The organism is Bradyrhizobium sp. CCBAU 45394 (assembly GCF_028128655.1).
Taxonomy (GTDB): Bacteria; Pseudomonadota; Alphaproteobacteria; order Rhizobiales; family Xanthobacteraceae; genus Bradyrhizobium; species Bradyrhizobium diazoefficiens.
Map to the genome: position 1 here is coordinate 184,519 of NZ_LBIX01000177.1, position 15,846 is coordinate 200,364.

Genomic DNA, 15,846 nt, shown 5'->3' on the forward strand with positions numbered 1-15,846 from the left:
TAAGCTGCGTTTTCCGTACTTCTACCTAAGACGCGAGGGCCCCGCTTAACGTTAATGAGTAACCTGCCGGTTAGCCTTCCCGGGATGTTCACGCGCTTCGTCGCTGCAATGCGTATCCCGGGGAAAAGTTCGATGATGGTCATTCAGAATCTGCGAATCGGCACCAAGCTCGCCATCACCTCCGCGCTGACAATCGGGCTCGTCGCGCTGATGATCTTCCTCCAGATGAGCGGCAGCACCGAGGTTCAGAGGCTCGGCAACGGAGTATCGGGACAGCAGACGATCGCGCAAAACGCCGCGGAAGCGAAGGCCTCGGTGCGAGGGATGCAAATCGGCATTCGCGACATCCTGACCTCGTCCTCGCCCGCCGAGATGCAGAAGGCGGTCACCTATTTCAACGACCGGCAGACGGCGGCCCTGAAATACTCCGGCGAAATGGCCAAGCTCTCGCGCTCGGCGGAAAATCGCAAGCGGATCGATCGCCTGACCGTGCTGATCGGCGAATTCGGCAAGGGTGAGCTGCAGATCGAAGCCATCCGCAAGCAGGAGCTTGCGCTCGATGGGAAGAAGGACGGCGAAGCGGCGGCGCAACTCGCAAAGCTCGTTGCCGAGGTCGATCGCATCCGCAAGGGGACGCTGGCGCCGATCAACGAAGAGATCTCCGAGCTGGCCAATCAGATCACCGACTTCGCCAAGCAGAGGAGCGTCGAGACGCGCACCGAGGCAGAGGCCGAAGCCGCGTCGGTTGCGCGGACGTCGCTCGTCACCGGCGTGCTGGTCGCGCTGGTTCTGATCGGTGCCTGCATCTTCTCCGTCTTCAGCATTGCGCGGCCGATGCGCGCACTCACGGCCGCGATGGAGAAGCTCGCCGGCGGCGACTTTTCCGTGGTGCTGCCAGGCCTCGGCCGCAAGGACGAGGTTGGCGAGGTCGCCGGTGCCGTCGAGAAATTCAAGATCGTATCCGAGCAGAAGGCGCGCGAGGAAGCGGAGGCCAAGATGCGGCAGGATCAGATCGCGGCCGAGCAGCGCAAGGCCGAGATGCGCAGGCTCGCCGACAGCTTTGAAGGCGCCGTCGGTGAGATCGTCGGCACGGTGTCGTCGGCCTCGACCGAGCTCGAGGCATCCGCGACGACGCTGACCTCGACCGCCGAACGCACGCAGCAGCTCACCACCGTGGTTGCAGCAGCCTCGGAGGAAGCTTCCACCAACGTGCAGTCGGTGGCGTCCGCGACGGAGGAACTGTCGTCCTCGATCACCGAGATCAGCCGGCAGGTGCAGGAATCCGCGCGCGTGGCGAGCGAGGCCGTCGGCCAGGCCCGCACCACGACCGAGCGCGTCAGCGAGCTGTCCAAGGCGGCGACGCGGATCGGTGACGTCGTCGAGCTGATCAACACCATCGCGGGCCAGACCAACCTCCTGGCACTCAATGCCACGATCGAGGCGGCGCGCGCCGGTGAAGCCGGCCGCGGCTTCGCTGTCGTTGCCTCCGAGGTCAAGGCGCTCGCCGAGCAGACCGCGAAGGCGACGGGCGAGATTGGCCAGCAGATCGCCAGTATCCAGACCGCGACCGAGCATTCGGTCGGCGCGATCAGGGACATCAGCGACACCATCGAGAAGCTGTCGGAGATTTCCTCGACCATCGCAGCGGCCGTGGAGGAGCAGGGCGCGGCGACGCAGGAGATCTCCCGCAATGTGCAGCAGGCCGCGCAAGGCACACATCAGGTCTCGTCCAATATTACGGACGTGCAGCGTGGCGCGAGCGAGACCGGATCGGCCTCCTCGCAGGTGCTGTCCGCCGCGCAGATGCTGTCCGGCGACAGCAATCGCCTTAAGCTCGAGGTCGGCAGATTCCTGGAGACGGTGCGCGCCGCCTGAGGGCGGCCGTCCTCACTGGTCACCCGACGGCTGCAACCGTCGCGCGAAGGTGCACGGTGTTCGCATGCGTTCGCGGCTGGATGCGCGATCAGAAGAGCTGCACGGTTAACCTTCCGGAAAAGCGATGCAGGCATCATCTCCGCAATATTCCGCGCGCCCAGCCGCCCTCCCTGCATTGCGTATCAATCGTCTTGGAGCACATTGCATGAGTGGCTTTTCCATTCGCCTCACCCACAAGGTCATGGCGATCGGACTGTTCGGACTGTTGGGTCTCGTCGCCTTCGGCGCGATCTACGAGATCGGCAGCCTTTCCCAGGACGCATCGCGCGACATTGCCAATCGTGCCCGCGCGATCGCCGATCTCGACAAGCAGCTCTCGATCGAGATGCTGGAGGCACGCCGCAACGAGAAGAACTTCTTGCAGCGCCGGGCCGAGAGCTACGCCAAGGCGCATGCCGAGCTGATCGGGCCGATCAACCGCGATTTCGATGAGGTGCAGCGGCTGATGGCGGCGGGCGGCATGAGCGTGCTGTCCGACAAGATGAAGCAGGCCCAGGACGGCTTCAAGCGATACGCGTCGGACTTCGGCGCATTGGTGGCCGCCGAGACCAGGCTCGGTCTGAACGAGACGGTCGGCCTGTCCGGTTCGCTCCGCGCCGCGGTGCACGACATCGAGGCCAAGCTGAAGGAGATCGACGATCCCAGGACGACGACCTGGATGCTGATGATGCGCCGGCACGAGAAGGACTTCATGCTACGGCGCGACCCCAAGTACATCGCCGAGGTGAAGAAGGCCGCGGTTGAATTCTCCAAGGCGATAGAGGTCGTCGCAATCCCGACGGCGGCGATGAACGACATCATGGCCAAGCTCCAGAAATACCAGTCCGAGTTCACGGCCTGGGCCGAGACCGCGCAGCAGAGCGCGGCCCTTGACGCCAGCATGATGAAGACCTTCCGCGAGGTCGAGCCTGTCATGGCGGAGGTGCGGACCGCGGTCGATGCGATGTCCAGGCGGGCGGACGCCGCCGAAGCTGCCACGCGCGAGGCCGTGCGTCTTTGGATGGTCGTCGCCTTCGGCGTCACCGTCATCGTGCTTGCCGCCGTCGGCTTCCTGCTGGGACGCTCGATCTCGAAGGCACTCGGTGCGATGATCGGTGCGATGACCCGGCTTGCGCGCGGCGAGCTCTCGATTTCCGTTCCCGGCGTCGGCCGCAGGGACGAGATCGGCGAGATGGCCGGTGCGGTCGAGGTGTTCAGGACCAACATGGCGGAAGCCGAGCGGCTGCGCGCCGAACAGGCGGAAGCGGACGCGCGCGGGCGCGAACAGCGCAAGGCCGACATGCAGCGGCTCGCCGACAGGTTCGAAGGCGCGGTCGGCGAGATCATCGAGATCGTGTCGTCGGCGGCAACCGAGCTCGAGGCGTCTTCCAACACGCTGACGCAGGCCGCCGAGCGCGGCAACGGGCTTGCCACCGCCGTGGCGGCGGCCTCGGAGGAGGCGTCCGCCAACGTGCAGTCGGTGTCATCCGCGAGCGAGGAGATGACCTCCTCGATCTCCGAGATCAGCCGCCAGGTGCAGGAATCGGCGCGCGTCGCCGACGTCGCGGTCGGGCAGGCCCAGCGCACCAATGCGCGCGTCGCCGAATTGACCAAGGCGGCCTCCCGGATCGGCGACGTGGTGGAGCTGATCAACACCATCGCCGCCCAGACCAACCTGCTGGCGCTCAACGCGACGATCGAGGCGGCGCGGGCGGGCGAGGCCGGCAAGGGCTTTGCGGTGGTCGCAACCGAAGTGAAGGCGCTCGCCGAGCAGACCGCGAAGGCCACGGGCGAGATCGGCCAGCACATCGGTGCGATCCAGGCCGCGACGGACGACTCCGTCGGCGCGATCAAGGAGATCGGCGACACCATCGCGCGGATGTCGGAGATCTCGTCGACCATCGCGGCCGCGGTGGAGGAGCAGGGCGCCGCGACGCAGGAGATCTCCCGCAACATCCAGCATGCCGCGCACGGCACCTCCGAAGTCTCGGCGAATATCGCCGACGTCCAGCGCGGTGCCGGCGAGACCGGAGCCGCCTCGGCGCAGGTGCATTCGGCCGCGCATTCGCTGTCTCAGGAGAGCAACCGGCTGAAGAGCGAGGTCGCGCGCTTCCTGGAGTCGGTGCGGGCGGCGTGACGGCGCTCCGTTCGATGTTGTGCTGCGTCGACCGCATCGCAACACGAGATATCAGTGCTGCCGCAACAGATAGTTGCAGGGAAAATAACGACGACGCGGGCGGTCCCGTAATTTTACGTAGGTTCCTGTTAACGCCTGTTTGCGACTATTAGGCGCAATCTCATGGGATAAGAACCAGCCAGCATCGATGAATTGACTTCCGCCCTGTCGTCCGTCGCGACGATTGCGGCGCAGGTGATTCACGCGTTGCCGGGTATCATCGGGATTTGTCGTGATGTCGAAGTTGTCGATCGTCTTCAAGCTTCTGGCCGTGTTGTCGGTCCTCGTGCTGTCACTCGCCGGCGTCGGCGTGACCGCGATCGGCACCATGCAGAACATCAATGCGCATACGGTCGAGATCGCGGAGAGCTGGCTGCCGAGCGTGCGCGCGCTCGGTTCGCTTCGCGCCGACATCAATGAGCTGCGCGTCGCGCTCCGTCTGCATCTGATGCAGGACAGCGCGGAAGGCAAGGATGCGGCCGAGAAGCGCCTCGCCTCGCTGCAGGGGCGCATCGACCAGACGCGCAAGGTCTACGAGCCGCTGATCACGACCGCCGAGGAGCGCTCGCTCTACGGGCAATGGACCAAGGCGTGGGCCGAGTATCTGAACGGCGTGCAGGACGTGATGGCGCTGTCGCGCAAGAGCGTCGGTCGTTTCCCGACCGAGGCCAACGAGCTGTTGCAGACCAAGGTCGCCAAGATGGCCCAGGCGGCCGATCCGTTGCTCCAGAAGGGCATCGAGCTCAACAACCGGGGTGCAGAGCTGGAGACCAAGCAGGCGGCCGACAGCTACGCCATGATCTTCCGCGTGCTGGTCGGCATCATCGTGTTCTCGGTCGTGATTGCGATCGCCGCCGCCTATTATCTCGTGCGCGACGTTTCGCGTGGCATTGCCTCGATCATCCGTCCGATGCAGTCGCTCGGCGAGGGCGACCTTTCGGCCGAGGTGCCGCATCGCGGCGAGAAGACCGAGATCGGCTCGATGGCGGATGCGCTCCAGATATTCAAGGAAGCGCTGATCGCCAAGAAGGCTGCCGACGAGGCCGCCGCCGCCGACGCCGAAGCCAAGATCGAGCGCGGCCGCCGTGTCGATGCCATTACCCGCAAGTTCGAAGCCATGATCGGCGAAGTCGTCGGCACCGTCTCCTCGGCCTCGACCGAGCTCGAGGCGTCGGCGTCGACGTTGACCAGCACCGCGCGGCGTGGGCAGGAGCTCGCGACCGTCGTGGCGGCAGCCTCCGAGGAAGCCTCCACCAACGTCCAGGCCGTGGCCTCCGCATCGGAGGAGCTGTCGTCCTCGATCACCGAGATCAGCCGCCGCGTGCAGGATTCGGCGCGGATGGCGGCGGAAGCCGTCGAGCAGGCGGCGCGGACCAACGAGCGCGTCAACGCGCTGTCGCAGGCCGCCTCCCGCATCGGCGACGTCGTCGAGCTCATCAACACGATCGCAGGCCAGACCAATTTGCTGGCGCTGAACGCGACCATCGAGGCGGCGCGCGCCGGCGAGGCCGGCCGCGGCTTTGCGGTCGTCGCCTCCGAGGTCAAGGCATTGGCCGAGCAGACCGCGAAGGCGACCGGCGAGATCGGGGCCCAGGTTTCGGGGATCCAGGCGGCAACGCAGGAATCCGTCAGCGCCATCCAGGAGATCGGCGGCACCATCGAGCGGCTGTCCGAAGTGTCCGCGGCGATCGCCGCGGCGGTCGAGGAGCAGGGCGCCGCCACGCAGGAGATCTCGCGCAACGTCCAGCAGGCCTCGGTCGGCACGCAGGAGGTCTCGGCGAACATCACCGACGTGCAGCGCGGTGCGATCGAGACCGGCGAGGCCTCGACCGAAGTGCTGTCGGCGGCGAAATCGCTGGCGACCGACAGCACGCGCCTCAAGGTCGAGGTCGCGCAGTTCCTGGATTCGGTCCGCGCGGCCTGATCTTCAACTTCCCGTCTGTGGAGCCGGCGGCGGAGCCTGCCGCCGGAACAGGATGCGCTGGTAGAGCCATCCGATCGCGACCAGCACGACGCCGAGGCACATGAACGACAGCGCGCGGTAAACGCCTGTCAGCGTCGACATGTCGATCACGAAGGCCTTCAGGATCGTCAGCGCGATGACGGCGGCGGATGCAAGCCGCGCGCGCTCCGAGTTGACGAGGATGCCGACGCCGAGCAGCACCACGCCGAAGGCGAGCCAGCCGATCGAGTAGGTGTATTGCTCTGCCCCCGTCGTCTCGCCGCTGGACAGGATCGGGCCGTGATAGAAGCGGCGGATCTCCAGCGTGACATAGGCGAGCGCGAACACGAGCGCGCCGCCAGCGATGGTGTTGGCATAGGCCTTGCCACGCTCGCCGACCACCGCATAGGACAGCAGCAGCATCAGCACCGCCGGCAGCGCGTAGCCGAGCAGCAGCAGGTTGAACACGGCGCCGCCGACGTCGATATGCCACAGCAGCGGGTTCTCCAGGATCAGTAGGCCGAACACGCTGATGAGCCCGCCGATGGCCGTGAGCACCACCGCGCCGACATTGTGCACGATACTGCGGCTGCGCAGCCTCAGCCGTTCCAGCCCGATCGCCATGGCGAACGCGACGCAGACTTGCAGCGCGCATTCGAGCAGCGACGGCGCAGACGTCATCTGGCCTCCAGTCGCAAAGTGCCGGATCTCCATGAAGGCGAGCAGCGCGGTGAACAGGATCGCGGCGGCTTCCACCACGCGCAGCGGCGCGTCGTCAGCGCGGCGGCGCAGGAAGATGCTCGCGCCCCAGAACGAGGCCGCCGGCAGGCCGTAGCCCCATAGCAGCCAATTGAAGATCGGCGTCGTGCCGACGGCATCGCCGACGATGCGCGGATCATAGACGATGCGCGCGGTGACGATCGCGGCGAAAATGGCCGCGAGCCGGCGCAGGACCGGGATCGGGCGCTGCAGCGAGATCCAGGCGGTGCCGAGCGACATCAGCGCCAGTGCAATCGTGAGCCAGCCCTTCTCGAGCGCGAAGGTCAGCGCCAGCGCCAGCGCGCCGAGCGTGCCGGTCGCGAACAGCGCGACGGAGGTCGCAGCCCCCGGCCGATCTTCGCGGCGCGCAAGCGCTTCGGTGGCGGCGCCAAAGGCGGCGGCAAGCAGCACCGCGAGGATCGCGAACGGGATCGAGCGATCCAGATGGGCAATGCGCGCATAAAGCGCAACGAGGATCGCAATTGGCGTGGCGACACCCGCCGCCGACCACACCACCGGAATGATCGCCGAGTTCGAGCGGCCCTGCGCGAAAAAGCCGGCCATGCCGAAGCCGGCGGCGAAGATCGCAGCCATCACCAGATGCAGCGTCACAGAGCTGTCGGTCGCGACCGGTCCGATGCCGGGCAAGGGGCCGCCGGGCAGCACCAGCATGTCGGGATTGGCGCGCACCGCCCACTCGGCGAACACGATGAAGACGGTCGCCGCGGCCGCGCCCAGCGCGCCGGTCGCTGCCGGCGCGCGCCAGGCGACGAACAGCGTCGCACCGACGAGAAGCGTGAAGGCGATCAGCGCCAGATCCGCATGCGCGCTCGACAGCACGATCAGCATCGCGCCGAACAGATAGGCGCCGAGCGAGCTCGACGACACCGGCTCGATTTCGCCGTCCTCGATGCTGGGCCCGAACATGAAGCCGCAGACGACGAGCAGCGCAGCCAGCACGAATCCCGCGATCGCATGGAAGGCGTGCGGCGCGACCTGCACGTCACTGGTGTCCAGACCCGGGAAGATCCAGAGCACAGCGAAGGCGATCGTGGTCACCGCAAGCCAGCGCCACAGCCGGATGCGGGCAAGGCCGAAGCTCGCGGCGGTGACGATCGCAAGATAGATGTAGAGCGCCCAATAGTCCGGCTTGCCGCTGGAGACGAGGAGCGGGGTCACGAACGCGCCGACCACGCCGAGGCCGGCGAGCGCGGGCCCGTGCAGCAGGGCGGCGGCAAGCGTGCCGAGTGCGACGAGGCCGAGCAGCACGAAGGCGGTCGCAGGCACGAGGAAGCCATAGAGCGCGTAGGCGGCATAGATGGTCGCGAACGCCACGGCCGTGCCGGCCGCGGTGAGGATCGCGGGAATATTGGCGATCGGCAGCGCCGCGATGTTGGAGATGCTCTCCTTGCGCCGCGACCATTCGCCGGCGCCGAGCAGCGCGGCTGCGAACAGGCCGCCGAGGAACACGCGCACGCCGGGGCCGACGAGGCCGGCCTCGATCGAATAGCGCACCATGAAGAAGCCGCCGAGCGCGAGCGCAAGGCCGCCGATCCACACCACCCAGCGCGTGCCGAGACGCTCCTCGAAGCCAGGCTCTCTAATATCAAGCGCCGGCGCCGGCAGCGGAGGCGGTGCATCGGCTCCGGTGCCCGCTTCGAGCGGTGGCGGCGCAGCCACTTCGGTGACGAGCGGCGGCGGCGCCTCGGCCTCGGGCGCGAGCGGCGGTGGCTCGGCCGGAGTTGTCGCGGGCGCTTCAGCCTGCACCGGTGCGGGCATCAGCGGCGGCGGCTGCACCCGCCGTTGCGCGTAAACCATCTCTTCGAGCGAGCTCAGCCGGCGGCGCAGCTCGGCCGCCTGGTTGGAGGCCTTGATCGCGATCAGGAAGGCGATGATCGCAATGATCAGCGCAAAGACGTCAAACGGGCCGTCGAACATGAAGCCTCCAGGCAACCGGCGGGCAGGGGCCGATCGCGCAAATGTCGTATCTAGCGCCGGGAGCGCATGCGCAAGCCCGGCGCGGGCCGCTCCTGGAGCACGTCGCGGCGGAAGCGGTAGAGCGCCGCCGGCCGTCCGCCAGTCTGTGTCGACATCACGCCGGTCGGTTCGACCAGGGCTTCCGTTTCGACCAGGCGGCGGAAATTCTGCTTGTGCAGGTGCCGGCCGGAGATCGCCTCCACCGTATGCTGCAATTCGGTGAGTGTGAACTCGGCGGGCAAAAGTTCAAAGACCACAGGACGATACTTCAGTTTTGCGCGCAGCCGCGCGATCGCGGTGGCGAGGATCCGGCGATGATCGAACCGCATGGAGGTGCCGAGTGCGGGAAGCGCCTTGCGTGCTAATGCCGCAGGTCGGCCGTCGCGCCGCGCCTCCTCGATCAGCCCGGCCTCATAGAGCAGCTCGTAGCGGTCGAGCACGCGCTCCTCGTCCCAGGGCGCGCCATCGAGGCCGAAATAGAACCGCACGCGGTCCCTGCGCGGCAATGCGCGCGTCGTCTCCGGCGTCTCCTGTTCCGCCCATGTCGTCAGCGCCGGGATGATGTCGCGGGCGATGATCGCCGGCGGCTCCTCGCGCCAGTCCTCCCAGGGGAGAAAGCGATACCACGGCTCGAAGCTCGCCCCGGTTGCTGCGAGTTCGCCGTCGACGGCGCGGGTGAGTGCGAGATATCCGATCGACACCATATGCGCGCCGGTGTCGCCGGCCTCCGCATGACGGCCGCGATCGCCGAACGTATAGAGCTGCTCGACATAGCCGAGCCGCAAGCCCGCCTGCTCCTCGACCCAGGCGCGCAGGCCGATCTCGAAGGTCCGATGGCTCAGCGCATCGAACGGGCCGAACGGCAGGCCCGCCAGGCCGTCGCTGCCGCGCGCGGTGAGGATCAGTGGTTCATGGTCTTCGATCGCGACGATCGCGGCGGTCAGGCCGATCTCGATCGGCGTCAGCAGCGTCTCGCTCATGCGGCTGACTTCGCTGCTGTCATTCGAGCTCGATCACGAAGGGGCGACCTTCGACCATCATCGCGCCCGGGCCCATCTCGTCGAGCGCGCGCAGCATGCGGCCCTCGCGTCCCAGCGCGCGGTCGGCGAGGCCGACGATGCGCCGGTTCGGCGATGCGATCGGCGAGGCCGCGCGGATCTTCTTCGCGATCTCGATCTCGTCGCGATGCGGATTGAGGGCGCAGGCCGCGGCGAAGGCGCTCGCGGTGGAGCGGCTGATGCCGGCGTAGCAATGCACCACCAGCGGCGCGCTGCGTTCCCAGCGGCGCACGAAGTTCAGCACCTGGTCGATATGGGCCTCCGACGGCGCGACAAAGCCGTCCATCTCCTCGGTGATGTCGTCCATCGACACCTTGAGATGGTTGGCCGGCAGCACCGACACCGGCCGCGCCACCTGCTCGACATTGGCCATCACGGTCAGCACGTGGCTGGCCCCGGTGAGGCGGACGGTTTCGGGAAGCGCGGCGAGGGAACAGACGTGGATCATGGCGGACCTTTTCGTTGATTATAGCCGCGGCTGTAGGGTGGGCAAAGGCGCATCGCGCTGTGCCCTCCATTTCGCAACTGCGCTCATCTCGCCTTGTTTGGTGGGCACGTTTCGCTTTGCCCACCCTACGAAGGGATGATGCTACGCAAACACCGCGCCAAACCGCTCCAGGAACTGCTTCTCGGCCCGCGCCGCCGTCCAGGGCGTGAGATAGTCGCGCCGGACGCTGTCGGGCAGGCCGGGATCCTTGCCGAACAGGCGCCTCGCCTCGGCATCGCTGAAGCCGGCAAGCTCGGTCGCTTCCAGATAAGCCGCGCCGCGATCGGCGGCCTTGATGGCCAGCGTGATCTCGTCGGGCAGCACCGGCGGCAGGCCGAAGCGGATGTGGATGGCGCCGAGCAGGCGCTTCTCGACCGCCTTGTAGTGGCCGTCGAGCACGGCCTTGAACGGCGAGATCATGTCGCCGATCACGTATTCGGGCGCGTCGTGCAGCAGGGCTGCGAGCCGCACGCGCTGGTCCACGCGCGGCGTTTCGTGCCGCATCACGGTCTCCACCAGCAGCGTGTGCTGCGCGACCGAGAAGATGTGCGCGCCTGTCGTCTGCCCGTTCCAGCGCGCCACGCGCGCCAGCCCATGCGCGATGTCGGCGATCTCGATGTCGAGCGGAGAGGGATCGAGCAGATCGAGCCGCCGGCCCGACAGCATGCGCTGCCAGGCGCGGGACTCCGCGCCGCGTGCCGACTTCTTCGCGCTCATTTGACCTTGAGGCGCGGCTTGCGCTGCGTCTTGCCGCAGCTTGCGTGACAATGGCAGTCGACGAGATGGTCGTTGACCATGCCGGTCGCCTGCATGAAGGCGTAGACGATGGTCGGGCCGACGAACTTGAAGCCGCGCGAGGACAGCTCCTTGGAGATCTGCACCGACAGCGGCGTGGAGGCCGGCACGCTCGCCGTGGTCTTGAAGTTGTTGACCTTGGGCCTTCCGTCCATGAAGTCCCACAGCAGCTTCGAGAAGCCCGGCCCCTTCTCCATGATGTCCAGATAGGACTTCGCACTCAGGATCGCGCCGTCGATCTTGGCGCGGTTGCGCACGATGCCGGCATCGTTCATCAGCGCGTGCACCTTCTTGGCATTGTAGCGCGCGATCTTCTCCGGCTGGAAATCGTCGAAGGCCTTGCGGAAATTGTCGCGCTTGCGCAAAATCGTGATCCAGGACAGGCCGGCCTGGAAGCCATCGAGGATCAGCTTCTCGTACAGTGCGCGGTCGTCATATTCAGGCACGCCCCACTCGGTGTCGTGATAGGCGACATAGAGCGGATCTTCGCCGGGCCAGGGGCAGCGGGTCAGGCCGTCGGGATGCAGGCGAGGGGCGCGGCTCATGCGGTGGGCTGCTTGGCTGGAATGCGTACGACTTCAGGTTCGGCGAGCGTCAAGGCAAGTCCGCCGGCCGTGAGCGGCTGGCCGGCATCGAGCGCGTCGGCGACGCGGTCGATGCGCACCAGCGCGATGCCCTTGCCGTCGGCAGAAGAGCCAATGGTGCCGACCGGCTTGTCGCCGGCGAGAATGGCAGCACCAATCTCGGGCGAGGGTCCATCGAGCAGCACCTTGACGCTGCGGGTGCGCGCGGTGCCGCGATGCTGCATGCGCGAGACGACCTCCTGGCCGACATAGCAACCCTTGTCGAAATCGACGCCGGCGAGGCGGTCCATATTGGTCTCGTGCGGGAACGCATCGCTGTACATGAAGTCGAGCCCGCCGCGCGGCACGCCAAGCGCGATGCGATGTGCCTCATAGGCGGCCGCGTCGACCAGCTCGGCGCCGATGAGGTCGGACAGCTTCTGCTTGAGATCCTCGGGGATCAGGATGCGGTAGCCGAGCCCGTCATGGCGCGGATCGGCGAAGGCAAGGTCCGGCTGGGCCGCGAGCGCGCCGTCCCAGGCGGCGAGCACGCCGAGATCGTCGGAGAGGTTTTCCACGGTGACCTTGGCGCGCAGCTTGTAGAATTTCAGCTTGGTCGCGAGGCCCTCGGCCAGCGCTTTGGGGCAGTCGATCAGGAACCCGCCGCCATGGCCGGCCGGCACCTCCGTGATCAGGAAATCGACGATGATCTTGCCCTGCGGCGTCAGCAGCGCGCCGAATCGCCCCAGGCCCGGCTTCAGCCTGTCGAGGTCGGTCGTGACGAGGCCGTTGAGGAAGTTGCGCGCATCCTCGCCCGCGACCTTGACCACGCCCCGGTCGGGAAGAAACGCTGATTTCATGAGAAAATCTCTTGCGACATGTTGCTCCGGAACGTAAGCCCGCAGCGCATAAACGACAAGACCTCGAGCCCTGCGCTTGGGGATGAGAGGGGCCTTCAGCCATGACCCAGCGTTTCGATGTGATCCTCAGGGGCGGCACTGTCGTCAACCAGGACGGCGAAGGCCTGCGCGACATCGGCATTGCGGGCGGCCGCATCGCCGAGATCGGCGCGCTGTCGCAAGCCTCCGCCGCCGAGGTGATCGACTGCAAGGGCCTGCACATCCTGCCCGGCGTGATGGACACGCAGGTGCATTTTCGCGAGCCCGGGCTGGAGCAGAAGGAAGACCTCGAGACCGGCTCGCGCAGCGCCGTGATGGGCGGCGTCACCGCCGTGTTCGAGATGCCGAACACGTCGCCCTTGACCGTGACCGAGGCCAGCTTCACCGACAAGGTGAAGCGCGCCCATCATCGTATGCACTGCGACTTCGCCTTCTTCATCGGCGGCACCCGCGAGAACGTGCAGGACCTGCCGGTGCTGGAGCGCGCGCCCGGCTGCGCGGGCGTCAAAGTGTTCATCGGCTCCTCGACCGGCGCGCTGCTGGTGGAGGACGACGAGAGCCTGCGCCGCATCTTCCAGGTGATCCGCCGCCGCGCCGCGTTCCACGCCGAGGACGAATACCGCCTCAACGAGCGCAAGCCGCTGCGCATCGAGGGCGATCCGCGCTCGCATCCGGTCTGGCGCGACGAGACCGCGGCGCTGATGGCGACGCAGCGCCTGGTCAAGCTCGCGCATGAGACGGGCAAGCGCATCCACGTGCTGCACATCTCGACCAAGGAAGAGATCGAGTTCTTGCGCGACCACAAGGACGTCGCATCCTGCGAGGCGACGCCGCATCATCTCACGCTGGTCGCGCCCGAATGCTACGAGCGGCTCGGCACGCTGGCGCAGATGAACCCGCCGGTGCGCGGGGCCGATCACCGCGCCGGCATCTGGCGCGGCATCGAGCAGGGCATCATCGACGTGCTCGGCTCCGATCACGCCCCGCATACGCTGGAAGAAAAGCAGAAGACCTATCCCGCTTCGCCCTCGGGCATGACCGGCGTGCAGACGCTGGTGCCGCTCATGCTCGATCACGTCAACGCCGGCCGCCTGTCGCTGGCGCGGTTTGTCGATCTCACCAGCGCCGGCCCCGCGCGCCTCTACAACATGGCCTGCAAGGGCCGCATCGCGGCCGGTTACGACGCCGATTTCACCGTCGTCGACTTGAAGCGCAGCGAAACCATCACCAACAAATGGGTGGCATCCAAGGCCGGCTGGACCCCTTACGACGGCGTTCGCGTCACGGGTTGGCCCGTCGGCACCTTCATCCGCGGCCGCCGCGTGATGTGGCAGGGCGAGCTGGTGACGCCATCGCAAGGCGAGCCGGTGCGGTTTCTGGAGACGCTGAAGGCGTAGGCCTTGGCGCGCCGCGGCACGGTGCGTGCCTCAGACTCGGTGTCGTCCTGGCGAAAGCCAGGACCCATAACCCCGACCGGATATTGTTGCGAAGACTGGTGGCCAGATCTGCCCGCAGCCATATAGTGCTGTGGTAATGGGTCCTGGCTTTCGCCAGGACGACGTTGGAGAGGTCATCGCATGCCCCAACCGGCACCCCTCATCTCCACCGAACAACTCGCCGCCATCCTCGGCGATCCCGCCTTACACCTCTACGACTGCACGACCTACAACGAACCGGTGCCGCCAGGCAGCGACGTGCCGTATCGCGCGGTGCCCGGCGACAAGACCTTCGCGGCGGGCCACATCCCCGGCGCCGATTTCCTCGATCTTCAGGGCGAGTTCTCCGACGCCTCCGCGCAGCAGTTCTTCATGATGCCCGGTGTGGCCCAACTCGAAGCCGCCTTCGGCCGCCACGGCCTCGATGCGTCCAAGACCATCGTGCTCTACAGCATCGGCACGATGATGTGGGCGACGCGGTTCTGGTGGATGCTGCGCTCGCTCGGCGTCGACGCGCTTGTGCTCGACGGCGGTTTCGACAAATGGAAGGAAGAGGGGCGACCGGTCGAGACCGGCACACCGCAGGGCTACCCCGCCACGACCTTCAAGGCCACACCGCGCGCGGGCTTCTTCGTCGACAAGAATGTCGTGAAGGCGCGGATCGGCGATCCCGCGACCGTGATCGTCAATGCGCTCGGGCCGCAGTTTCATCGCGGCCTCGAGCCGAGCCGCTACGGCCGGCCCGGCCGAGTTCCCGGCAGCGTCAACGTATCAGCCGCAACGCTCACTAATGCGGACAAGACGCTGACGAGCCTTGCGGATGCCGAAGCGAAATTCGCCGCCCAGGGCGTTACGCGTGACAAGAGCGTGATCTGTTATTGCGGCGGTGGCATCTCGGCGACGATCGACCTGTTGCTGCTGACGCAGCTCGGCTTCGACAAGCTGACGCTTTACGACGCCTCGATGGGCGAATGGGCGAGGGATCCGTCGCTGCCGATCGAGACCGACTAGGGGAAGGTAAGAAAGTTGGGAACCTTTCCCTTGGGCCAGCATCCAATGTCTGGAACCAATGGAGACAAGCAGGTGACCGCAATGCAACGGACCGCAGCCGGCCTGTCCGCCGGCGCCAAGACTTCAGAATTCAGGGCCTCGGAGGCGGAACTGGTCGATCGTGCGCGAGGCCGCGACGAGTCCGCGCTCCGCGAGATCATGCAGGCCAACAACCGCAGGCTCTACCGCCTCGCGCGCGGCATTCTGCGCAGCGACAGCGAAGCCGAAGATGTGGTGCAGGAAACCTATGTCCGCGCCTTTACCCATCTCGATGGCTTTCGCGGGGAATCCGGGTTGTCGACCTGGCTGTCGCGCATCGCCATCAACGAAGCGCTCGGCCGGGCGCGAAGTGCCAGGCCCCATGTCGAGCTCGGCTCGGTGCCCGAAGCCGCGCTCGAGGCGCAGATCATCAAATTTCCCGTCTCACCCGCAGGCGATCCGGAAAGGACCATGGCCCAACGTGAAATCCAGCGCGTCGTCGAACGCGCAATCGACGAGTTGCCGGATGTCTTCCGCATGGTCTTCGTCGCACGCGTCATGGAGGGCATGAACATCGAGGAGACCGCCGATCTGCTCGGCGTGAAGCCCGAAACCGTGAAGACGCGGTTGCACCGCGCCCGCACCATGCTGCGTGAGAACGTCGAGAAGGAGATCGGTCCGGTGATGATGGATGCGTTCCCGTTCGCGGGCTGGCGCTGCGAGCGCCTGACCGTGTCGGTGCTGAAGCGGCTCGGCGTCGGCGGCTGAAGTTTTTCGGGAACGCTTGCGCGAAATTCCCATCCAACACCTG

At 66.7% G+C, this 15,846-nt stretch carries 13 protein-coding genes; 6 read left to right on the top strand and 7 right to left on the bottom strand.

What is annotated here, in order from left to right:
• Window positions 1-132 precede the first annotated feature (132 nt).
• Window positions 133-1,875 carry a methyl-accepting chemotaxis protein gene (locus tag WN73_RS41640; RefSeq protein ID WP_028175620.1) on the top strand — a complete coding sequence of 581 codons (1,743 nt, stop codon included), beginning with the start codon at window positions 133-135 and terminating at the stop codon, window positions 1,873-1,875.
• Window positions 1,876-2,080: 205 nt separating this feature from the next.
• Window positions 2,081-4,051, top strand: coding sequence for a methyl-accepting chemotaxis protein (locus WN73_RS41645; protein ID WP_271558113.1), 1,971 nt, complete (start codon window positions 2,081-2,083; stop codon window positions 4,049-4,051).
• Window positions 4,052-4,102: 51 nt separating this feature from the next.
• Here WN73_RS41645 and WN73_RS41650 read toward each other — a convergent pair whose 3' ends face one another.
• On the bottom strand, window positions 4,103-4,351 hold the full coding sequence (locus tag WN73_RS41650; RefSeq protein ID WP_271558114.1) for a hypothetical protein: 249 nt from the start codon (window positions 4,349-4,351) through the stop codon (window positions 4,103-4,105).
• Between WN73_RS41650 and WN73_RS41655 the strand changes: the two genes are divergently transcribed.
• Window positions 4,326-6,014, top strand: coding sequence for a methyl-accepting chemotaxis protein (locus WN73_RS41655; protein ID WP_161536060.1), 1,689 nt, complete (start codon window positions 4,326-4,328; stop codon window positions 6,012-6,014). The genes WN73_RS41650 and WN73_RS41655 overlap by 26 nt on opposite strands.
• A gap of 3 nt (window positions 6,015-6,017) precedes the next feature.
• Here the strand turns inward: WN73_RS41655 and WN73_RS41660 are convergent, their stop codons facing one another.
• The 6 genes from WN73_RS41660 to ygfZ form a co-directional block, all read right to left on the bottom strand.
• On the bottom strand, window positions 6,018-8,729 hold the full coding sequence (locus WN73_RS41660; protein ID WP_271558115.1) for a DUF2339 domain-containing protein: 2,712 nt from the start codon (window positions 8,727-8,729) through the stop codon (window positions 6,018-6,020).
• Window positions 8,730-8,779: 50 nt separating this feature from the next.
• A complete protein-coding gene (locus tag WN73_RS41665) occupies window positions 8,780-9,748 on the bottom strand; it encodes an NUDIX hydrolase (RefSeq protein ID WP_028175624.1) in 969 nt (322 codons plus the stop codon).
• 19 nt (window positions 9,749-9,767) lie between these two features.
• Complete coding sequence (locus tag WN73_RS41670; protein WP_011085338.1) at window positions 9,768-10,274, bottom strand: tyrosine phosphatase family protein; 507 nt, start codon at window positions 10,272-10,274, stop codon at window positions 9,768-9,770.
• Window positions 10,275-10,415: 141 nt separating this feature from the next.
• Window positions 10,416-11,030, bottom strand: coding sequence for a YfbR-like 5'-deoxynucleotidase (locus WN73_RS41675; protein ID WP_011085339.1), 615 nt, complete (start codon window positions 11,028-11,030; stop codon window positions 10,416-10,418).
• Entirely contained in the window at window positions 11,027-11,653 is a 627-nt protein-coding gene (locus tag WN73_RS41680) for a DNA-3-methyladenine glycosylase I (RefSeq protein WP_011085340.1), read from the bottom strand. Before WN73_RS41680 ends, WN73_RS41675 begins: the two co-directional genes overlap by 4 nt.
• Window positions 11,650-12,531, bottom strand: a complete 882-nt coding sequence (gene ygfZ, locus WN73_RS41685) for a CAF17-like 4Fe-4S cluster assembly/insertion protein YgfZ (RefSeq protein ID WP_028175625.1) — start codon at window positions 12,529-12,531, stop codon at window positions 11,650-11,652. The genes WN73_RS41680 and ygfZ overlap by 4 nt, the downstream gene beginning before the upstream one ends.
• 101 nt (window positions 12,532-12,632) lie before the next feature.
• On the opposite strand from ygfZ, the gene WN73_RS41690 reads away from it, so the two are divergent.
• From WN73_RS41690 to WN73_RS41700, 3 genes are all read left to right on the top strand, one after another.
• The gene (locus WN73_RS41690) at window positions 12,633-13,967 is read left to right on the top strand and encodes a dihydroorotase (RefSeq protein WP_028175626.1); all 1,335 of its coding nucleotides are present in this window, start codon (window positions 12,633-12,635) and stop codon (window positions 13,965-13,967) included.
• Window positions 13,968-14,147: 180 nt separating this feature from the next.
• Complete coding sequence (locus WN73_RS41695) at window positions 14,148-15,017, top strand: sulfurtransferase (RefSeq protein ID WP_028175627.1); 870 nt, start codon at window positions 14,148-14,150, stop codon at window positions 15,015-15,017.
• A gap of 81 nt (window positions 15,018-15,098) precedes the next feature.
• On the top strand, window positions 15,099-15,803 hold the full coding sequence (locus WN73_RS41700) for an RNA polymerase sigma factor (protein ID WP_028175628.1): 705 nt from the start codon (window positions 15,099-15,101) through the stop codon (window positions 15,801-15,803).
• The last annotated feature ends 43 nt before the right edge of the window (window positions 15,804-15,846 follow it).

Excerpts from the sequence above, each read along its gene's own strand:
- WN73_RS41670 (WP_011085338.1), bottom strand. The coding sequence starts at position 10,274 with ATGATCCACGTCTGTTCCCTCGCCGCGCTTCCCGAAACCGTCCGCCTC.
- WN73_RS41655 (WP_161536060.1), top strand. The coding sequence starts at position 4,326 with ATGTCGAAGTTGTCGATCGTCTTCAAGCTTCTGGCCGTGTTGTCGGTC.
- WN73_RS41645 (WP_271558113.1), top strand. The coding sequence starts at position 2,081 with ATGAGTGGCTTTTCCATTCGCCTCACCCACAAGGTCATGGCGATCGGA.
- ygfZ (WP_028175625.1), bottom strand. The coding sequence starts at position 12,531 with ATGAAATCAGCGTTTCTTCCCGACCGGGGCGTGGTCAAGGTCGCGGGC.
- WN73_RS41660 (WP_271558115.1), bottom strand. The coding sequence starts at position 8,729 with ATGTTCGACGGCCCGTTTGACGTCTTTGCGCTGATCATTGCGATCATC.
- WN73_RS41695 (WP_028175627.1), top strand. The coding sequence starts at position 14,148 with ATGCCCCAACCGGCACCCCTCATCTCCACCGAACAACTCGCCGCCATC.
- WN73_RS41665 (WP_028175624.1), bottom strand. The coding sequence starts at position 9,748 with ATGAGCGAGACGCTGCTGACGCCGATCGAGATCGGCCTGACCGCCGCG.
- WN73_RS41700 (WP_028175628.1), top strand. The coding sequence starts at position 15,099 with ATGCAACGGACCGCAGCCGGCCTGTCCGCCGGCGCCAAGACTTCAGAA.
- WN73_RS41675 (WP_011085339.1), bottom strand. The coding sequence starts at position 11,030 with ATGAGCGCGAAGAAGTCGGCACGCGGCGCGGAGTCCCGCGCCTGGCAG.
- WN73_RS41640 (WP_028175620.1), top strand. The coding sequence starts at position 133 with ATGATGGTCATTCAGAATCTGCGAATCGGCACCAAGCTCGCCATCACC.
- WN73_RS41690 (WP_028175626.1), top strand. The coding sequence starts at position 12,633 with ATGACCCAGCGTTTCGATGTGATCCTCAGGGGCGGCACTGTCGTCAAC.
- WN73_RS41680 (WP_011085340.1), bottom strand. The coding sequence starts at position 11,653 with ATGAGCCGCGCCCCTCGCCTGCATCCCGACGGCCTGACCCGCTGCCCC.